General features: G+C 69.7%; 12 protein-coding genes, 1 tRNA gene, 1 pseudogene and 1 riboswitch. Of the genes and pseudogenes, 6 read left to right on the plus strand and 8 right to left on the minus strand.

Annotation, left to right across the window (positions count from 1 at the left end; translation table 11 throughout):
- Positions 1–80: 80 nt before the first annotated feature.
- The gene (locus tag MEICH_RS0113205) at positions 81–3191 is read left to right on the plus strand and encodes a LamG-like jellyroll fold domain-containing protein (protein WP_084542299.1); all 3111 of its coding nucleotides are present in this window, start codon (positions 81–83) and stop codon (positions 3189–3191) included.
- Between the two features lie 56 nt (positions 3192–3247).
- On the opposite strand, the gene MEICH_RS0113210 is transcribed toward MEICH_RS0113205, so the two are convergent.
- Positions 3248–3339, minus strand: a tRNA-Ser gene (locus MEICH_RS0113210).
- A gap of 92 nt (positions 3340–3431) precedes the next feature.
- Here MEICH_RS0113210 and MEICH_RS0113215 point away from each other — a divergent pair.
- Positions 3432–4100: a PIG-L deacetylase family protein gene (locus MEICH_RS0113215; RefSeq protein ID WP_027893029.1), complete on the plus strand. Its 669-nt coding sequence runs from the start codon at positions 3432–3434 to the stop codon at positions 4098–4100.
- Here MEICH_RS0113215 and MEICH_RS0113220 read toward each other — a convergent pair.
- The 7 genes from MEICH_RS0113220 to MEICH_RS0113250 all read right to left on the minus strand — a co-directional run bounded on the left by MEICH_RS0113220 (position 4000) and on the right by MEICH_RS0113250 (position 11960).
- The gene (locus MEICH_RS0113220) at positions 4000–5319 is read right to left on the minus strand and encodes a chloride channel protein (protein ID WP_027893030.1); all 1320 of its coding nucleotides are present in this window, start codon (positions 5317–5319) and stop codon (positions 4000–4002) included. The genes MEICH_RS0113215 and MEICH_RS0113220 overlap by 101 nt on opposite strands.
- Before the next feature lie 65 nt (positions 5320–5384).
- Positions 5385–6491: an amidohydrolase family protein gene (locus tag MEICH_RS0113225; RefSeq protein WP_027893031.1), complete on the minus strand. Its 1107-nt coding sequence runs from the start codon at positions 6489–6491 to the stop codon at positions 5385–5387.
- The gene (locus MEICH_RS0113230; RefSeq protein WP_027893032.1) at positions 6488–7267 is read right to left on the minus strand and encodes a chorismate synthase; all 780 of its coding nucleotides are present in this window, start codon (positions 7265–7267) and stop codon (positions 6488–6490) included. The genes MEICH_RS0113225 and MEICH_RS0113230 overlap by 4 nt, the downstream gene beginning before the upstream one ends.
- Positions 7268–7282: 15 nt before the next feature.
- Entirely contained in the window at positions 7283–8392 is a 1110-nt protein-coding gene (gene menC, locus MEICH_RS0113235; RefSeq protein WP_027893033.1) for an o-succinylbenzoate synthase, read from the minus strand.
- 274 nt (positions 8393–8666) lie between these two features.
- Positions 8667–9386 carry a class I SAM-dependent methyltransferase gene (locus MEICH_RS0113240; protein ID WP_027893034.1) on the minus strand — a complete coding sequence of 240 codons (720 nt, stop codon included), beginning with the start codon at positions 9384–9386 and terminating at the stop codon, positions 8667–8669.
- 17 nt (positions 9387–9403) lie between these two features.
- Positions 9404–10939: a nicotinate phosphoribosyltransferase gene (locus MEICH_RS0113245; protein WP_027893035.1), complete on the minus strand. Its 1536-nt coding sequence runs from the start codon at positions 10937–10939 to the stop codon at positions 9404–9406.
- 169 nt (positions 10940–11108) lie between these two features.
- The gene (locus MEICH_RS0113250; RefSeq protein ID WP_169730670.1) at positions 11109–11960 is read right to left on the minus strand and encodes a DUF1206 domain-containing protein; all 852 of its coding nucleotides are present in this window, start codon (positions 11958–11960) and stop codon (positions 11109–11111) included.
- Positions 11961–12040: 80 nt separating this feature from the next.
- On the opposite strand from MEICH_RS0113250, the gene metH reads away from it, so the two are divergent.
- From metH to MEICH_RS30710, 4 genes and pseudogenes are all read left to right on the plus strand, one after another.
- On the plus strand, positions 12041–15757 hold the full coding sequence (metH, locus tag MEICH_RS0113255) for a methionine synthase (RefSeq protein WP_027893037.1): 3717 nt from the start codon (positions 12041–12043) through the stop codon (positions 15755–15757).
- A gap of 193 nt (positions 15758–15950) precedes the next feature.
- Positions 15951–16244 (plus strand): DUF2171 domain-containing protein, encoded by a 294-nt coding sequence (locus MEICH_RS0113260; RefSeq protein WP_218916405.1) that lies wholly within the window; start codon positions 15951–15953, stop codon positions 16242–16244.
- Positions 16245–16320: 76 nt separating this feature from the next.
- Positions 16321–18297, plus strand: coding sequence for a chorismate-binding protein (locus MEICH_RS0113265; RefSeq protein ID WP_027893039.1), 1977 nt, complete (start codon positions 16321–16323; stop codon positions 18295–18297).
- Between the two features lie 16 nt (positions 18298–18313).
- Positions 18314–19044, plus strand: a pseudogene (locus MEICH_RS30710) (aminotransferase class IV).
- A 175-nt stretch (positions 19045–19219) separates the two neighbouring features.
- A riboswitch (SAM riboswitch) is annotated at positions 19220–19358 on the plus strand.
- The last annotated feature ends 76 nt before the right edge of the window (positions 19359–19434 follow it).

The following is a 19434-nucleotide window of genomic DNA, read 5'->3' on the forward strand; positions in this document are numbered from 1 at the left end:
ACGAACTGACCGAATCTGGTATAACGCCGTATAACGCCCGCCTCCTACCCTTGCCTCAGACCGAGCAGGAGGAGGCATATATGGCAGGCAAACCCCAACCTATCCGTGTGATCTGGGCCTTCCTGGCCCTCGCAGCCCTGGCGGGCTGCGCTCAGCAGGCGGCAGACCCCGCCCCCAAACTGGTGGCCGTGGCCTCCACCGGCCCCACCACGGTGGAGGTGACGTTCAGCGAGGCCGTCGAGGCCGGGGCCACCACCGCGGCCAACTACGCCATCACCCCGAGCCTGGCGGTGACCCAGGCCGTGCTGGACGCGCAGAAAACCAAGGTGACGCTCACCACCGCGCCCCAGAGCGCCGTCCAGTACACCCTCAAGGTCGCGGGGGTCCAGGACGCCAAGGGCAACCCCATCGACCCGGCCGCCGACAGCAAGACCTTCACCGGCACCGCGCCCGCCGCGGGCGACAGCGACGGGGACGGGCTCCTCGACGCCGACGAGGTGAGCGGGTGGGAGGTGCAGGTCAAGCAAGGCGACGGAAGCTTCGCCAAGCGCGCCGTGACCAGCGACCCGGCCAAGCCCGACACCGACGGCGACGGCCTGAACGACAAGGAGGAGCGCTCCAACTTCACCGACCCGCGCAGCACCGACACCGACCAGGACGGCCTGGCCGACTTCGACGAGCTCAAGAAGTGGGCCAGCTCGCCCGCCGACGTCGACTCCGACGGCGACGCCAAGGGCAACTCCTCGCTCTTCGACGGCAACGAGATCAAGCTGCACGGCACCTCGCCTACCCTCGCCGACACCGACGGCGACAAGATCAGCGACTACGACGAGATCATCGTGCGCGGCGGGGTGTACAACCCGCTCATCGCCAACGTGCCCCAGCTCGAGCTCTCCCTCGAGGGCACCACCGACCTCAGCGTCAACGTCAAGCTCACCAGCAACAACACCGTCGTCAGCACCAAGTCGGCCTCGCTCTCCCAGGGAACTTCCACCAGCACCTCCAGCACCGACAGCCAGACCCGCCGCGTCGAGGGCAGCGTGAGCGCGACGGTGGGGGCTGAGATCAGCGCCGGGACCGACGGCGTCGGCACCACGCTCAGCGCCTCGGTGACGGTGAGCGCCGGCTTCTCCAACGAGAACACCCGCAGCTACACCCAAGACTCCAGCCGCTCCTCGCAGCAGACCCGTGAGGAGGCCCTCTCGGAGGGCAGCGAGTCCGGAAAAACCATCGACGACGGGCGCATCGGCGTGGGGTTGCGGGTCAAGAACGCCGGGGACGTGAGCTTCAAGCTCGAGGACCTCGTGATCACCGCGCTCTTCCGTGACCCGAACGACCCCACCAAGTTCAAGACCATCACCAGCCTCACCCCGGCCATCCCCGCCGGCGGCGTCACCCTCGCCAGCAACAACCAGACCGGCGTGCTCGACGCCCGCAACGTCGCCATCCCCGCCGACCAGGCGCTGGAGATCATGGCCCACCCCAACAACCTCTTCTTCCAGTTCAGCACCTACAACCTCACCGACCAGGAGGGGCGCAACTTCGAGTTCCTCAAGGAGGTCACCCTGGCCCAGACCGCGCTGGTGGTCATTGACTACGGCAACGGCCACGTCACCCGCGCCCGCGTCGCCACCAACGTCGAGCGCCAGGGCGGCAAGATCGTGGGCGTCAGCATGAAGAAGGTGCTCGACGACATCCTCGAGCTCCCCTTCGCCACCCAGGCCAAGCCGGACGGAACCAGGGTGCTCACCAGCCTCTTCGACAAGCAGGCCGGCGCCAACGTCGCCCGCAACTCCCAGCAGCGCGCCCTGTGGGCGGTGGTCGGCTCCTCGAACCTGAGCATCCCCGCGGGCACCCACTTCGAGGACATCCTGCTCAAGCCCGGCACCGAGATCCACATCCTCTACGTGCAGGACCGCGACGACGACGGCCTCTTCGCCAGCGAGGAGTACTTCTACGGCACCCGCGACGACGTGCCCGACTCCGACGGCGACGGGCTGAAGGACGGGCTCGAGGTCAAGCAGGGCTGGACGGTGGCCGTGGTGGGCAAGGCCCCGCGCAAGGTCTTCTCCAACCCCACCGTGGCCGACTTCGACTCCGACGGCCTGAACGACAGCCAGGAGGAAGCCAAGGGCACCGACCCCTTCAAGGCCGACACCGACAGCGACACCACCGCCGACGACAAGGACCCCGCCCCCCTCGACCCCAGCGTCACCGGCAACCGCCCGCCCGTGATCGACAGCTTCAGCGCGAGCATCTCGGGTTTCGTGGCGACTGTGACCGCCAGCGTGAGCGACCCCGACGCCAACTTGAGCAAGGTCGAGATCGACTGGGGCGACGGCTCGGCCAAGACCACCCTCACCAGCAACTTCGCCGCCATCAACACCACCCACAAGTACGGCTCCGCGGGGACCTACACCGTCAGGCTCACCGCCACCGACGCCTCCGGCGTGAGCGTCAGCCAGCAGGGCAGCGTGCAGGCCAGCATCCCTAGGGACGGGCTGCTCGGGGAGTACCTCTTCAGCAACAGCGCCCTCGACACCAGCGGCAACAACAAGAACGGCTCGATCAGCACCGTGGCCTGCGTGCAACCCGCCGCCAACCGCAACGGCCTGGCGAGCAGGGCCTACGAGTTCAACAACGGCTCCGGCGCGGGCTGCGGCGACAGCAACGGCGTCTACGGCCTCATCAGCACGGCCAACCTGGGGCAGGGCGGCAGCTTCAGCTACAGCGTCTGGGTCCGCCCCCTCACCAACAACGACCAGTGGATCCTGGGCCAGAACAGCAGCAACGGCTCCCAGCCCTGGGCGGCCCTGGTGGTCGGCAACCCCAGCGCCCTGGGCGGCACCAGTAACCGGGTTTCGTTCGTCCTCACCGGCTCCGGCCCCGCCCTCACCGTCGTCGACAACGCCAACGTGTCCACCAGCGCCTGGGCGCACTACGTGGTCACCGTCTCGAGCAGCGGCGGCCAGACCACCGTGAAGCTCTACCGCAACGGCGCCCAGGTCGCCACCGCCAGCGGGGCCGGGAGCTACGCGAACCCCTCGAGCACCAACAACTTCCTCATGGGCAACGCCGCGCTCAACAACACCAACGCGGTCTTCCGGGGCCTCATGGACGACGTGCGGGTCTACAACCGCGCCCTGAGCGACGGCGAGGTCCAGGCCCTCTTCAGCGACACCGGCAACTGAGGCCGCCTCCATGCGAATCCCCCGCCCTGGGTGGGCGGGGGATTTTATCGTGCTGCTGGCGGAGAGGGAGGGATTCGAACCCTCGATAGAGCGAACGCCCTATACACGCTCTCCAGGCGTGCCCCTTCAACCACTCGGGCACCTCTCCAGGCGCAGCACCAATGAATGTAGCACACCGCCGGGGGTGTGTCTAGCGCACGGTTCTCTCACCGAGGGGCAGGGCGGGTTAGACTGCGCCCTATGCGTCTGATGGCGATCTTCCCTCATCCCGACGACGAGATCGGTACGGCCGGAACCCTGGCCCGCCACGCCCTGCGTGGCGACGCGGTGAAGTTGGTGTGGCTCACGAGGGGCGAACTGGCGAGCCAGTTCGGGGATGCCCCGCCCGAGGAGGTCGCGGTGGTGCGCGAGGGCCACGGCCGGGAGGTGGCCCGCATCCTGGGGGCCGAGTACGAGTTCTTGAGCTACCCCGACACCGGCCTCACGGGGGGGCGCGAGGAGGCGCTATCGGTCGCCCGGCTGATCGCGGCCTGGAAGCCCGACGTGGTGTTCACCTGGGACCCCCACGACGTCCACCCCGACCACCGGGCGGCCTACACCGCCACGCTCTCGGCGCTCAAGTTCTGCCGCATCCCCAAGCTGGTGGGGGAGGCCCACCGCAGCCGCATCCGGCTGCTGCACTACTACCGCGAGGACATCCACCGCCCCGCGGTCTACGTGGACATCGGGGAGGAGGGGCAGGCGGTGGCCGAGCAGGTCTTCAGCCTGTACCGCGACTTCTACGAGTGGGATTACAGCTTGGAGGCCTTCAGGGCGAACCGGGCGCGGCTTGGGACTCTGGCGGGGGTTCGCTACGCGGAGCGCTTTCAGGCGGAGGGGCCGCTGCCTCACCCTTATCTTCCAAGATAGCCACCTGGTCGGGCATGCGCGTGGGGTTGGTGAGCGCGTAGGCGGCGAAGGCGGCGGGGAGGGCCACGGGCAGCACGCTGTAGCCGCCGATCTCGCAGGCCAGCACCACCGAGGCGAAGGGGGCGCGGGCGATCCCCGCGAGCAGCCCGGCCATCCCGGCCAGGGCCGCGGCCTCGGCGGGCGGGGCGAAGCCCGGGGTGATCCTCGAGGCGATGATCCCCACCAGCCCGCCCAGGGCCAGGGCCGGGCCGAAGTAGCCGCCGTAGCCCCGCACCCCGCCCGCCGCCACCAGCAGGATGAGCTGCACCAGGAACAGCACCGCCAGGAAGCGCAGCTCGAGGATGGGCGAGAGCCCGAGCTGCACCCAGGGCATCGCGTTGCCCAGCGCGGCCGGGAAGGCCAGCACCACCGCCCCGACCAGCAGCCCCAGCAGCAGGTGGCGGTAGACGTAGGGGAGGCGGCGCACCAGGAAGCGCAGCCAGTAGCTGCCCTCCAGCCACAGCGCCCCCACCCCCGCGCACAGCAGCCCCACCGCCAGCCCGAAGACCAGCGAGGTCCAGGGCACGGTGCCGACCTGGATCTCGAAGATGGGGCCGTAGCCCAGGATGGCCCCGTACACCGAGAACCCGGCCAGCGCCCCGATCAGGGCGGGGGCCAGCGCGCTGACCTCCAGCGCGAGGCCGCGGAAGACGATCTCGGAGGCCAGCAGCGCGGCGGCCAGCGGGGCGTGGAAGGCGGCGGCGAACCCGGCGGCCATCCCGGCGAAGGGCAGGTAGCGCCCCGAACCGCCCATGGGGAAGCGCCGCCCGACGGCCGCGCCGATCCACAGGCCCATCGTGGCCATGGGGCCCTCGCGCCCCAGCGGCGAGCCCGAGCCCAGTTGCAAGACGGCGGCGAGGCTCGAGCGCAGGTGCTCGAGGAAGCGCGCGCGCCGCTCGATGCGGTACATCGAGAGGAACCAGCCCAGGCCGTGGCCGGTGCCCACCACGGTAGCCAGGGCGAAGATCAGCGCGGGGAGCAGGGCCAAGAACCACAGGCGCGGGCCGGTGAAGACCTGGGCCAGCCCGCCCTCGCCGGGCAGCCCGGGCGGCTGGTAGCCCAGCACCCAGCCCAGCACCACGTTCTGCACCAGGCTCAGCCCCAACGCGATCAGGGCCGCCACCAACCCGGTGAGCGCGCCGACGAATCCGCTATAGAGGATCAGGGGGCCGACCTGCATCAATTCACCTTAGCCTCGAGGGGCCGCAATCGAACCTGCCGGAAGTCACCGTGGGTCAACCCCCGTCACCACGATTGTACCTGGCTGAGCGCGCTTCCTCGCGTGATGCGGGGGGTCTGTAGGCCGAGCACCCGGTAGCCGCCGCGGGTGGCCGAGCGCACCAGCACCCGCGGGTCCGCCTTGCCCCACAGGTGCAGGGCCTCGTTGCGCACGTCCAGGTCGGGGCTGCTGCCGCGCGAGTCGGTGCCCAGGGCCACCTCGACGCCGTGCTTGAGGTAGAGCGCCCAGGGGAACTCGCCGCACTCGAGGCCCCGGTTGCTGCGCGGGCAGGAGACCACCCGGCACCCGGCCTGCGCGATCACCCGCACGTCGGCCTCGTCCACCTGCACCGCGTGGACCAGCGTGACGCCGGGGCCCAGGAGGCCCAGGTCGGCCAGGTACTGCACGGGGGAGACGCCGGGGGGGTTCCAGACGGGCAACTTCATCTGCCGCATGAACTCCACGAAGCCCCCCTCGGCCCGCCTCACGTAGCGGCTCTCCTCGGGGCTCTCGGCGACGTGGATCTGCACGGGGAAGCCCTCGAGGGCGGCGAACTCCACCAGGAGCTTGAACAGGGGAGCGCTCACGGTGTGGGTGGCGTGGGGCGAGATGCCCACCTTCACCCGCCCCTCGCGCTTCTTCCAGGCCAGGAACTGCGGCTTGAGGGCCGCGAAGACGTCCTGGGCCTTGCCGGGGTCGGGGCCGATCACCTCGCGGTAGGCCACGCCGGGGAGGTCGGAGTGCTCGAGCAGCCAGTCCATCACCGCGTCGCGGGCCACGATGTCGCCGAAGGCCCCCACCGCCAGCGCGCGCAGCTCCTCGAGCCCCTGCCGCGCCGCCTCCACCCCGCGCCCCGCGCCGTTGGCGATGACGTGGCGGATGAACTCGACGTAGGGCCCCTCGAAGTAGGGCAGCCGCGAGAGGTCGAGGTGGGTGTGGGCGTTGACCACCGGCGGCGTGAGGGCCCTGCCCTTGTGGACCACGGGTGCGCCGGGGTAGGCGTGCTGGAGCTCCTCGAGCCCCCCCGTCATCGCGACGTGCCCGCCCACCACCGCCAGGCCCCCCCGCAGCATGGGGGTGCCGAAGCCCAGGTAGACCACCTCGGCGGTCCAGATCTCGGGCTCGAGCCTCATCCCGAACGCTCCAGCACGTAGCGGTTGGGGAAGCGCACGAAGTCGGTGACCCGGTAGCCGCGCGCGAAGTAGTGGCCGAACAGCGCCCTCGAGTGCTCCCGCCAGGCCAGCGCCAGGGCCTTGTCGTGCTGGAGGACCTGGCCCCAGTCCTCGGGGATCTGCAGCAGCAGGCGGGGGGCCTCCAGGCCCAGGTTGAGCGCCACGGGCTGCTCGTCCTGCACGGTGTTGGCGTAGGGTAGGCCCTCGACGTGGGGCAGGGGCTCGGGGGCGTAGATGCGCCGGAAGACCCGCTCCGAGCGGATCTCCCAGTCCACGTCGGCGCGGTCGGAGGGGGCCCCGGCGTTGATGCCGGTCATCTCGCCGTAGCAGTCGGGGATGTACTTGCCGAAGGTCACGCTCAGCTTGCGCAGGTTGAAGTTGGCGTTTACCCCGCGCAGGGGGTCGAAGGTCCAGGCCACCACCTCGTAGCCGCGGCTCAGGCACCAGTCGCGCTGGAAGCGCTTGAGCAGCAGCGCGGCCGGGGTGCCGCGGTGGGCCTCGAGCACGCCCATCATGTGCGAGTGGTGGCGCTTGGGGTCGGCGGTGGGGAAGCCGAAGACGAAGCCCACCATCTCGCTGCCCAGGAAAGCCCCGGCCACCAGAGCGCCCTCGTGGGCCATCGCCATCATCGAGCGGGCGGGCATCACGTCGTCGGGGTCGCCCCAGATGGCCGCCTGGAGCTCCTCGACGGGGAGGATCTCCCCGGGTTCGTGCAGTTCGCGGACGACGACTTCCATCGGTCGGGCGGCACCTCAGGAGCTGGCGACGTAGGCCGACTTGAGCGCCAGGCGGTCGATGAACTCGCGCTTGGGCGTGACCCCGAGGCCAGGGGCCTGGGGCACCGCCATCATGCCGCCGGAGGCCTCGAGCGCCTCCTCGATGATGTCCTCCTCCCAGTAGCGGCTGGCCGAGGAGGTGTCGCCGGGCTTGACGAACATGGGCAGCGTCGCCACGTGGATGTTGGCCGCGCGCCCGATGCCCGCCTCGAGCATCCCCCCCATCCACACCGGCAGCCCGTAGCTCTCGGTGATGTCGTGGATCTTGCGGCTCGCCAGGATGCCCCCCACCCGCGCGGGCTTGAGGTTGATGACCCGCCCGGCGCCGATCTCGAGCGCCTTGCGGGCGTCCTCGGGGCTCGTGATCGACTCGTCGAGGCAGATCGAGGTGGAGATGGCCGCCTGCAGCTTGGCGTGGTCGAGGATGTCATCGAAGGCCAGGGGTTGCTCGATGTAGTCGAGGCCGGCGGCGTCCATGGCCTTGAAGGTGGCGACGTGGTTGAGGGTGTAGGCCGAGTTGGCGTCCACGGTGAGGTTGGCGTCGGGGTAGGCCTCGCGCACCGCCATCAGCATCTTCACGTCCCAGCCGGGCTTGATCTTGAGCTTGATGCGCTTATAGCCCTGCTCGAGCCCCTTGCCCACCTTCTCGACGGTGGCCTCGATGCTGGGCTCGATCCCCAGGCTGATCCCCACCGGGATCTCCTCGCGCACCCCGCCCAGCACCTTCCACAGCGGCTGCCCCAGGCTCTTGCACCACAAGTCCCAGAAGGCCATCTCGAGCGCCGCCTTGGTCATCTTGTTGCCCCGGAAGTTGCGGATGTGCGCCCACAGCGCCTCGGGGTTGGCGATGTCCTTGCCCAGCACCTGCGGGATGAGCAGTTCCTCCAACAGCGCCCAGGCCCCCGCGATGGTCTCCTCGCGGTAGTGGGGGGTGTGCTCCATGACCGTCTCGGCGTAGCCCTCGAGGCCCTCGCCGTAGAGCGTGAGCACGATGATGTGCCGCTCGGTCTGCACGCCAAAGGAGGTCTCGAAGCGGAAACGCAGCGGCAGGGTGATGAGCTTCATCTCGGCAGCTTCAATTCGCATGGGGTTATGCTAACGCGCTGGGCGGGGAAGGTAAAACGTCGATGGTCGATGGTCGATAGCTGATAGCCGATAGCCGAACGCCGGGCGTGGGTCGTGCGTCGTACGTCCTACGCCGTACGCCAAACGCCAAACGCAAGACGCCAAACGCCAAACGCCAAACGCCTTGTTCCCCCCTTAGCAAGGGGGGCTGGGGGGGATAAACCCTCCCCGCCGGCGGGGAGGGAAGGGGTGGGGTCAACCACGAGCCACACGCTACTAGCCACGGGCCACGTGCTTACCGCCGCCAGGCGGTGATGCAGAAGTGCAGCGAGTCGGCGTCGAATTTTTCGCTGTGGAAGCCGCCTTTTAGGCGGTAGTCGAAGCCGTAGGAGCGGAGCCAGCGCTCGAGTTCGTAGCGGGTGAAGTAGCGCTGGGTGAGGGTGAAGGTCTGGCGGCGCACCACGCCTTTGGCGTCGGTGCGGTCGAGGTAGTAGTGGGTCAGGAGGGCCTGGATGGCGGGGAGGTGTTCCTGGCGGATGAAGACCTCGAGGCCCCCCTCGTAGCTCCCTTCCCAGCGCAGCACCTCGGACGGGCCGATGTGGGCGGGGTTGTAGAGGTCGAAGGCCAGGCGCCCGCCGGGCTCCAGGTGTTCGGCCACGCCCCGGAGGGTCTGGTCCTGGTCCTCGAGGGTGTACAGGTGCATGAAGGCGTTGAAGGGGGCGATGATGAGGGGGAATTTGCGCCCCAGGTCCAGGGCGCGCATGTCGCCCTCGAGCCATTCCACCCGCAGGCCCTCGGTGTGCTGTCGCCCCAGCTCCCGCATGGCCCCCGAGGGCTCGAGCGCCACCACCTCGACCCCGGATCGGGCGATGGCCCGCGTCACCCGGCCGGTCCCCGCGCCGAGCTCGAGCACCGGCCCGCCGTAGTCGCGGGCCAGGCGGGCGTAGAACTCGAGGTCGTCGGTGTAGCGGGCGTACTGCAGGGCGTAGAACTCGGCCACGGGGTCGTAATCCACGCGACCGATTCTAACGCTCAATTCCCCTGTAACAGCGCCTCGACCATCTGGTTCTTGAGCTGCCACAGGCGGCTGGAGAGCGAGACGTGGTAGGTGTGGGGGTTGATGAGGCGGCGCACGCCGGGGTCGAGCAATTCCACGTCCTTGCGGTGGCGCTCGCGCAGGACCTCGAGCGGCTGCGGCCGGGTGACGCGCTGGCCGCGCCAGACCTCCTCCTGCAGGGGCTCGAGGCGGCAGGCCGCCGTCTTGACCCGGCGCATCTTGCCCGCGTCGGAGGGGTGGTGCAGGGTGAGGGTGGGCTCGGCGCAGGGGTCTTCGTCGGAGAGGGTGAGCACGTCGGCGGAGGCCAGCCCGCGGTCGTCGTAGAGCCGCCAGGCCTTCTTGTGGCCGGGGTTGAGCACCTTCTCGAGCGTCTCCGAGACCTTGATGGCCGGCTTCCACTCGCCGTCGTCGCGCACCGCCACCACCTTGTAGACCCCGCCCAGCGCCGGCTGGCCCCAGCTCGTCACCATGCGGGTGCCCACCCCGAAGACCAGCCGCCGGACCAGGGCGTCGGCGTCCACGCCGTAGCGCGGGGCCTCCTGCCGGATCTGGGTGTAGATCTGCCAGATCACCAGCTCGTCGAGGTCGGAGGAGAGCACGATCGCGGCGTCGGGGAAGCCGGCCTTGTCGAGCAGTTGGGCCGAGCGGATGGAGAGGTAGGCCAGGTCGCCCGAGTCGAGGCGGATGCCCACCGGCTTGTGGCCCTTGGCCCGCAGCTCCTCGAAGACCTGGATGGCATTGGGGACGCCGCTCTCGAGCACGTCCACCGTGTCCACGAGCAGCACGGTGTCGTCGGGGTAGACCTCGGCGAAGGCCCGGAAGGCGTCGAGCTCGCCCATGCCCAGCGCCATGAAGGCCTGCACCATGCTGTGGGCGTGGGTCCCGGCGGCCTGCAGGCCCAGCTCGTGCGACATGCCCACGTTGGAGCTGCGGTTGGCCCCCCCGATCAGCGCGGCGCGGGTGGCCGAGTTGCCCGCCCCGCTGGCGGCCCGCCGCAAGCCCATGTCCAGCACGTAGGCGGCAGGCCCGGCGGCCTCGCGGATGCGGCTGGACTTGGTGGCGATGAGGGTCTCGAAGTTGAGCTTGTTCAACAGGGCGGTCTCGAGCAGCTGCGCCTGCACCAGCGGCCCCTCGATGGCGACCAGGGGCACCTGGGGATGGACCACCCGGCCCTCGGCGACGGCCCGCAACGTCAGCCCGTCGAAGGAGCCGTTGCGCCCCAGCCAGCGCAGGAAGTCCTCGCCGAACATCGGCTCGCCCGCGCGGGTCTTGTGCGAGCGCAGCACCTCGAGCTCCGCTTCCCCGAAGCGGGCGCTCTCCATCCACTCCAGCAACGGGTCGAGGCCGGCGAACACCCCGTACCCGGCCTGGTGCTGCCCGTAGTCGGGGTTCTTGCGGTAGAAAAACTCGAACAGCGCGGGCCGCTCGTGGATGCCCAGGCGGTAATAGACCTGCGCCATGGTGAGCTGATACTGGTCGGTGAGCAATATGCCCTCGGTGAGGCTCGGCATGGGATGATCATAACGGGGGACGTGGGAGGCTGAACGCCGATAGCCGAACGCTAAACGCCGATGGCCCATAGCCGATAGCCGATAGCTAAACACAAGACGCGAAACGCCAGACGCCTTGGCCTTCGACCCTCGACCTCGAGCGCCACACGTCGCGAGCCGCTGCCGAAGGCTAGCTTTGCCGGACCGGGATGATGCGGTAGCGGCTTTGGGCGATGACGAAGATGCCGTAGGCGATGAGGCCCAGGGCGACGACGCCCAGGAGCCAGGGGCCGGCGGGGCGGCTCTCGAGGAGGCTCAGGGCGTCGGCGATGCCTCCTGCGCGCTGGGGGTTGTCGGTCCAGGCGGCCTCGAGCAAGAACCCGCCCACGATGGCGAACACCACGCCGCGGGCGGCGATGCCCACCTGGCCGAGCCGGGTGAGCAGGCGGTAGGCGGGCTCGGGGAGGTCGTCGAAGTGCAGGCGGCGGAGAAAGCTGGCCCGGTAGGCGATGTAGAACTGGCTCAGGGCCAGGCCGAGGATGATGACGCCGGCCCCCGCCACGACCCAGGGGCCGGCGTCCGTCCGCAGCAATTCGGCGGTCCAGTCCTCCTCGCTCTTGCCGCGCCCGTTGGAGCGGCCCGCCAGGGCGAAGCCGAGGGCGAACCAGGCCAGGCTCAGGTGGACGCCCGCGCTCACCGCGTAGCCCAGCCGCTTGGCCCAGGCTTTGGGCCCCCGCCCGTGGCGTTCGGGGTCCAGCACCGCCCGCACCACGTGCCAAAGGGCGTACCCGGCCAGCCCCAGGGCCAGCAGCCCCAGGATGACCTGGCCGAAGGGCTGCTCGCCCACGCGCTCGAGCGCCCCCCGTGGGTCGGTGTTCTGGGCGCTCTCGCGGGCTTGAAAGGCGGCCCGGGCCGCCAGGACCCCGATCAGGCCGTAGACGATCCCCTTGGCGAAATACCCGGCCCGTGCCAGGGCCTCGATCTCTGGGGCGGCCCGGCGCACCGCCCGCCGCACCTCCTGTTTGACCTCCGCCTTTTCCACGGCGCCCATGATGGGGAGAAAAGCTGACGGTCGGCTGATGCCCAGCTTGGGCCCGGCGGCTTTCACCCGTCGCGGGGGTGATGGCCTACAATGCCCCTGTGGAGTCATTGGTATACCGCGACTTTTTCGCCGAACAGGGCCTCGAGCCCCTCACCGCCGAGGGCTACCGCCGCGAAGCGCGGGCCGAAGCATTCCCCTACCTGCAAGCCCTCTCCCGCCGGGTGCTGGTCTACGACGGGGCGATGGGCACCGAAATTTTCAAGTACGACCTCACGGCGGAGGATTACGGCGGCGAGCCCTACAACGGCTGCCCGGAGATGCTCAACCGGGTCCGGCCCGACGTGATCGCCCGCATCCACCGCAGCTACCTCGAGGCCGGCGCCGACGTGATCGAGACCAACACTTTCGGGGCCTTCCCCCACGTGCTGGTGGAGTATGGGCTCGAGGCCGAGGCCGAAGACCTGGCCTACCTGGGCGCCCGCATCGCCCGCGAGGAGGCCGACCGCCTCTCCACGCCCGAGAAGCCCCGCTTCGTGGCCGGTTCGCTGGGGCCGGGCACCAAGCTCATCAGCCTGGGGCAGATCAGTTGGCGGGAGATGCTGGGGTCGTACCGCGTGGCCGCCCGCGGCCTGATCCGGGGCGGGGTGGACGTGCTGCTGATCGAGACCGCCCAGGACATCCTCCAGGTGCGCTGCGCCGTGCAGGCGGCGCGTGCGGCCATGCAGGACGTGGGGCGCGAGGTGCCCCTGCAGGTGCAGGTCACGGTGGAGTCCACCGGGACCATGCTCGTAGGTACCGACGACAATGCCGCCCTGACCGCGCTCGAGGCCCTCCCCATCGACGTCATCGGGATGAACTGCGCCACCGGCCCCGACCTGATGGACTCGCACATCCGCTTCTTCTGCCAGAACTCCACCCGCTGGGTCTCCTGCCTGCCCAACGCGGGCCTGCCCCGCAACGAGGGGGGCCGGGTGGTCTACGACCTCACCCCGGCCGAACTGGTGCGCTGGCAGCTCAAGTTCGTGCGCGAGTACGGCCTAAACGTCGTGGGCGGCTGCTGCGGCACCGGCCCCGAGCACATCCGCGCCCTGGCGGAGGCGCTGGGCGGTCATCCACAGGCCGCGAAGCCCCCGGCGCAGTTTCCCGCACAGGTGGCGAGCCTCTACCAGGCGGTGCCGCTCAAGCAGGACACCGGCATCCTCATCGTGGGGGAGCGCACCAACGCCACGGGGAGCAAGAAGTTCCGCGAGCTGCTGTTCGCCGGCGACTTCGAGGGGATGCTCGAGCTCGCCCAGGAGCAGGTGGCCGAAGGGGCGCACGTCCTCGACGTCTCCGTAGCCTGGACGGGCCGCGACGAGGTGCGCGACATGCGCGAGGTCGTGAAGCGCTTCGCCACCTCGGTTCAAATCCCCATCATGGTCGACTCCACCCAGACCGACGTGATGCAGGAGGCGCTGGAGCACCTGGGGGGCCGGGCCATCCTGAACTCGGTCAACCTCGAGGACGGCCTGGAGAAATTCGACAAGGTGGCCTCCCTCGCCCGCCAGCACGGAGCGGCCCTGGTGGCGCTCACCATCGACGAGGACAAGGAAGCGGGCATGGCGAAGACGCCCGAGCGCAAGGTCGAGATCGCCCTGCGGATGTACGAGCGCCTGACCCAGGTCCACGGCATCCCGGGCAGCTCGATCCTCTTCGACCTGCTCACCTTCCCCATCACCCAGGGCGACGAGGACACCCGCAAGCTGGGCATGTGGACCATCGAGGGCATCCGCAGGGTGCGCGAGCTGCTGCCCGAGGTGGGCTTCATCCTGGGCGTTTCCAACGTCTCCTTCGGGGTCTCGCCCCAGGCCCGTGTGGTGCTCAACTCGGTCTTCCTCGACGAGTGCATCAAGGCCGGGCTCACGGCGGCCATCCTCAACGCGGGCAAGATCCTGCCCATCAACCAGATCCCCGAGGAGCAGTACAAGCTCGCCCTCGACCTCATCTATGACCGCCGCGCCTTCAACCCCGACGGCTCCGTGGCCCACGACCCGCTCTTCGCCTTCGTGGACTACTTCGCCAAGAACAAGGTGGAGCGATCGGCCGCCGCCGACCCCTTCGCCGGGCTCAGCGTCGAGGGGCGCCTGAAGAAGCGCATCATCGAGGGGCGCAAGGTGGGCCTCGAGGCCGACCTCGAGGCCGCCCTGCAGGCGGGCTACACCCCGGTTTCGGTCATCAACGAGGTGCTGCTGGAGGGCATGAAGGTGGTGGGCGACCTCTTCGGCGCGGGCAAGATGCAACTCCCCTTCGTGCTCCAGGCCGCCGAGACCATGAAGGCGGCGGTGCGCTACCTCGAGCCCAAGATGGACCGGCTCGAGGGCGTCCACAAGGGCACCATGGTCCTCGCCACCGTCAAGGGCGACGTGCACGACATCGGCAAGAACCTCGTGGACATCATCCTCTCCAACAACGGCTACCGCGTGGTGAACCTGGGCATCAAGAAGCCCATCGAGGAGATCCTGGCCGCCGTCGAGGAGCACCGGCCCCAGGCGGTGGGCATGAGCGGCCTCTTGGTCAAGAGCACGGTGGTGATGAAGGAGAACCTCGAGTACATGCGCGAGCGGGGTTACCGCATCCCCGTGGTGCTCGGCGGCGCGGCCCTCAACCGCCACTACGTCGAGCACGACCTGCGCCAGACCTACACCACCGGCCCCGTCTACTACGCCTCCGACGCCTTCGACGGCCTGCAACTGATGGAGGAGCTCACCGGCCACGCCCCGCCCAAGCTCACCAGCCGCGAGCAGAGCGGCCACAAGTACAAGACTGCCTACGAGATCCTGATGGAGAAGCTCGAGGCCGGCTCGGAGTACGTCCCCTCCAACGTTCCCCCCGCCCCGCGCGTCCCTCGCCCGCCCTTCTGGGGCCGCAAGGTGGTGCGGGCCGAAGGGAAGACGCTGCCCCAGCGGGCGGGCAGGCTCGAGACCCAGGGCGGCGAGCTCGACCTCGGCGTGATCGCCCAGTACGTCAACAAGAACGCCCTCTTCCGCGGCCAGTGGGGCTTCCGCCGGGGCGAGATGGACAAGGCGGAGTATGCCCAGAAGCTCGAGCGCGAGGCCGAGCCCATCTTCCGCGAGCTTCTGGACCAGGCGATGAGGGAAGGAACCCTGGAGCCGGCCGTGGCCTACGGCTTCTGGCCCGTGGCCTCCGACAAGAACAAGCTCGTCGTCTTCGACCCCGAAACCGGCGCCGAGCTCTTCGCCTTCGACTTCCCCCGCCAGATGGGCGCCGCCGCACGCGGCGGTACTAGCCGCCACCTCTGCATCGCCGACTTCTTCCGCCCCCGCCACGCCGACTCGCTGGGCGACGAGGAAAGCTGGATCCCGCGAGCCGCCTGGGAGAACGGCGCGCGCGACGTGCTGGGCTGCCAGGTCGTGACCATGGGCCGCGCCGCCACCGAGCACGCGGCGAAGCTCTTCGGCACCGACCGCTACCAGGACTACCTCTACTGGCACGGCTTCTCGGTCGAGATGGCCGAAGCCCTGGCCGAGTACTGGCACAAGCGCGTGCGCCAGCAACTCGGCATCGCCCAGGACGACGCCACCGACCTGCAGGCCCTGTTCCAGCAGGGCTACCAGGGCAGCCGCTACAGCTTCGGCTACCCGGCGTGCCCGCGCCTGGAGGACCAGAAGCACCTCCAGGACCTCTTGCAGTGGCAGGAGATCGGCGTGGAGCTCTCCGAGGAGTTCCAGCTTCACCCCGAGCAGTCCACGAGCGCGATCGTGGTGCACCACCCGTCGGCGAAGTACTTCAACCTGTAACGGCCGCCGGGCGCGGTAGGTCCTAGGTTCGTGAGCCGCCGGCCTCACGCCTGGCATGATTTCGTCTGTTTCCAGCCTTTGGCTCATCTTCTCACCTAAAACCCTGTCCTGAGGCTCACTCAGCCCCGTCTCAGCCGCTCGTCAGGCCGGGCATATGCGGGTGTTCCAAACTCCCAATGAAGGAGGTGGGAGCATGAACAAGGCCGTTTCGGAAGGTGAGAGCCAGCCCCATACGGCGGGCGATATCCGCGAGCACATGATGGTGCACGCCATGGGGGAGGGCTCTCACGACGGCGTCGAAGGGGTTCACGTGGGGACCGTCGACTGCATCGAGGGCGTCTACATCAAGCTGACCAAGAGCGATTCGCCCGACGGCAGGCATCATCTGATCCCGCTGGCTTGGGTGGCTAGGGTAGACCCTGAGCGCAACGTGGTGTTCCTCAACAAAGACCCCGAGACCGTCCGCAACGAGTGGCACGAGGTCTAGGCCGCTCGAGCCCCGACCGGCACGGGCTGAGTAGCCCGTGCTCCTTTTTTCCTTGCCCTTCCTTAAAATCGAGGCGATGCCGGACGACGCCGCCACCCTCTACGCCCGGGCCCGGGCCCTGGGCCTGCGCCCGGCCTTGCTCGAGTCCGCCGGGGTCGTGACCCCGTTCGGGCGGCTGACCCTGCTCGGGGTGGGGGTCACGCGGCGGCTCGAGGTCTGGGACGGCGTCACCTACCTCGACGGGGAGGCGGTGGGGGACGCGCTCGAGGTGTTCCGCTTTCTCGAGCAGGGCCTGGGCGTGGGGTATTTCCCGGCCTGGATCGGCTTCTTCGCCTACGAGTACGCCCGTCACCTGGGGCTGCCCGCCCACGCCCCCTTGCCCGGGTTGCCCGAGGCGGCGTTCTACTACTACCCCGAGGGGTACGCCTGGCTCGAGGGGCGGCGCGTCCAGAGCCCGTCCACGGCGCTCGCCCCGGTCCTGGCCGAGCCCCGGCCGCTGCCGAAAGTCGAATTGCACGGCGACTACCCCAGGGATGCCTTTCTGGCGGGCGTCGAGGAGGTGCAGGAGCGCATCCGGGCGGGCTGGGTCTACCAGGTCAACCTCTCCCACCGCTTCCGCTTCGCGGCGCACGGGGTGGACCCGCTCGCCCTGTACCGGGCCCTGCGGCGCTACAACCCCAGCCCCTTCATGGGGCTGCTCGAGGGCGAGGCAGATTCCCTTGCGGGACCGGCTTCGCCGGTACGCCGGGAGGGCTACGCGGTGGTCTCGGGGAGCCCCGAGCGGCTGTTCGACTACCGCGGGGGAACAATCACCGCGCGGCCCATCGCCGGGACCCGCCCCAGGGGCCGAACCCCTGAGCACGACGAGGCGCTGGGGGCCGAACTGCGGGCCAACGCCAAGGAGCGGGCCGAGCACGTCATGCTCGTCGACCTCCTGCGCAACGACCTCGCGCGGGTGTGCGAGCCGGGGAGCGTGGAGGTGAGCGAGGCCTTCACGCTCGAGCGCTACTCCCACGTCATGCACCTGGTCTCCGAGGTGCGGGGCCGGGGCCGGGCCCCCTTGCGCGAGGCCTTCGCCAGCATCTTCCCCGGCGGGACCATCACGGGCGCGCCCAAGGAGAGCGTGATGCGCACCATCGCCGAGCTCGAGCCCGTGGCGAGGGGTGCCTACACCGGGTCCATGGGCTACGTCTCGGGGAAGGGGTGCGACTTCAACATCCTCATCCGCAGCTTCAGCTTCGCGGGCGGGACGGGCTACTTCTCGGCCGGGGCGGGCGTCGTGATCGAGAGCGAGCCCGAGCGGGAGTACGCCGAGACCCAGGCCAAGGCGGAGGCCCTGCTGCAAGCGCTGGGGCAGGGGAGGGCCGGGCAGGCCCCCGCCCCCCCGCGCAGCGACAGCGCCTGGAAGCCGCCCCGGCCCGCGCGGCGCCTGGGGGCCCGCGTGCTCTTCCTGGAGAACCACGACTCCTTCAGCTACAACATCGTGGACTACCTGGCCGCGCTCGGGGCGGAAATCCGCGTGCTGGACCACGGCCAGGCCCCCGACCTGTCCTGGGCCACCCACCTCGTCGTCGGGCCGGGGCCGGGCGAGCCCGCGACGGCGGGCCGGACCCTCGAGTGGACCCGGGCCGCGCTCGAGGCCCGCCTGCCCTTCCTGGGGATCTGCCTGGGGCACCAGGCGCTGGGGGTGGCGCTGGGGGCGCGGTTGGGGCGCTCCCTCCGCCCGGTTCACGGCGAGGCCTTCCCGGTCGAGCACCGCGGCGAGGGGATCTTCGCGGGAGTGCCGAGCCCGGCCCGCTTCACGCGCTACCACTCCCTGCTCATCCGCGACCTGCCCCCGACGTTGCGGCTGGAGGCCTGGACCCGGGGCGAGGGCGAGGCCCCGGGGGCGCGCTTGTGCATGGCGGTCTCCCACGCCCGCGGCCCGGCCTGGGGCGTGCAGTTCCACCCGGAGAGCATGCTCTCGGAGTACGGGATGGTGCTGCTGAGCAACTTCCTGTCGCTGAGCCCCGTGGACGAGCCGGCAGGCCGGCCCGAGCCGACCCTCTCCTGACCTCGAGGCCCTCCCCATGACCCGCATCAACGGTGAACCCGTCGGCACCCCGCTCCCCGAGTCCTTGTGGCACGGCTTTTTCGTGTTCACCACGCTGCGCCTCGAGGCCGGCGAGCCGCTGTGGTTTGCTGAACACCTCGAGCGCCTCCGCCGCCACGCCCGGGCCCTGGGCATTGCCTTCCCGGGCTTCGAGGCGCTCGAGCGCGAGGTCGAACACTACTGCCGGCCGCGCGCCGACCTGTTGCTGCGGCTGGCGGTGGCCCCGGAGGGGTACGCCTCGAGCGCCCGCCCCTTCGCCCCCCCCCCGAGCCCGCCTACGCCCGCGGGGTGAGCGTCCACGTCACCTCGCTGCGGGTCCACCCCGACCTCGGCCGCTACAAGACCGGCAACTACCTCCCGTACCGCCTAGCCCGCCTCGAGGCCGAGCGCGCCGGGCACTTCGAGGGCCTTCTGCTCGACGCGGAGGGGCACGTCGCGGACGGCAGCCGCACCAGCCCCTTGCTCTACCGCGCCGGCGAACTGTGCGTGCTGCCGGGCGGGGTCGAAGGCATCACCCGCCAGAAAGTAGCCGAACACGCAGCCACCCTCGGCCTCCGCGTGTCCGAAGCCCGCCTCAAGCCCGACGAACTCGAGGGCCAGCTCCTCCTCGCCGGAACAGGTATCGGCCTCCTGCCCGTAGACAAGCCGTCAGATAGCGTGCTCGAGGCCCTGATCACCCATTTCCGGCCCTCGAGGCAAGGCTCGTAGCTAGTGGCTCGTGGTTTACCCCTCCCCGCCGGCAGGGAGGGGGCATCCCCGGATCCCCGGGCGTTCGGCTATCGGCGTTCAGCGTTCGGCTTTTCCCTTGACATCCCCGCCCCCTCTCGCCTACACTCCCAACTAACCGCGCCGGGGCGCGGCGACAACCGAGACATAACACGTTCTCTTATCCAGAGCGGCGGAGGGATTCGGCCCGAAGATGCCGCGGCAACCCGCAGGAGTGTTCGTTTCATCACCGGACACGAGTGCAAAGGTGCCAATTCCGACTCCAGGCGGGGGAAACGCCCGGAGGAAGATGAGAGAAGGGTGCACGTTCGCTAGGCACAGTGAACCCCCTTCCGGTAGAGAACCGTCATCGGAATGGGGGTTTCGCCTTTG

The sequence above is a fragment of the Calidithermus chliarophilus DSM 9957 genome, assembly GCF_000430045.1.
GTDB classification, from domain to species: domain Bacteria; phylum Deinococcota; class Deinococci; order Deinococcales; family Thermaceae; genus Calidithermus; species Calidithermus chliarophilus.

Bases quoted from the DNA above. Each gene is read 5' to 3' on its own strand.
- MEICH_RS0113245 (WP_027893035.1), bottom strand. From the start codon at position 10,939: ATGCCGAGCCTCACCGAGGGCATATTGCTCACCGACCAGTATCAGCTC.
- MEICH_RS0113220 (WP_027893030.1), bottom strand. From the start codon at position 5,319: ATGCAGGTCGGCCCCCTGATCCTCTATAGCGGATTCGTCGGCGCGCTC.
- MEICH_RS0113265 (WP_027893039.1), top strand. From the start codon at position 16,321: ATGCCGGACGACGCCGCCACCCTCTACGCCCGGGCCCGGGCCCTGGGC.
- MEICH_RS0113230 (WP_027893032.1), bottom strand. From the start codon at position 7,267: ATGGAAGTCGTCGTCCGCGAACTGCACGAACCCGGGGAGATCCTCCCC.
- MEICH_RS0113215 (WP_027893029.1), top strand. From the start codon at position 3,432: ATGCGTCTGATGGCGATCTTCCCTCATCCCGACGACGAGATCGGTACG.
- MEICH_RS0113225 (WP_027893031.1), bottom strand. From the start codon at position 6,491: ATGAGGCTCGAGCCCGAGATCTGGACCGCCGAGGTGGTCTACCTGGGC.
- menC (WP_027893033.1), bottom strand. From the start codon at position 8,392: ATGCGAATTGAAGCTGCCGAGATGAAGCTCATCACCCTGCCGCTGCGT.
- MEICH_RS0113205 (WP_084542299.1), top strand. From the start codon at position 81: ATGGCAGGCAAACCCCAACCTATCCGTGTGATCTGGGCCTTCCTGGCC.
- MEICH_RS0113260 (WP_218916405.1), top strand. From the start codon at position 15,951: ATGAACAAGGCCGTTTCGGAAGGTGAGAGCCAGCCCCATACGGCGGGC.
- metH (WP_027893037.1), top strand. From the start codon at position 12,041: ATGGCCTACAATGCCCCTGTGGAGTCATTGGTATACCGCGACTTTTTC.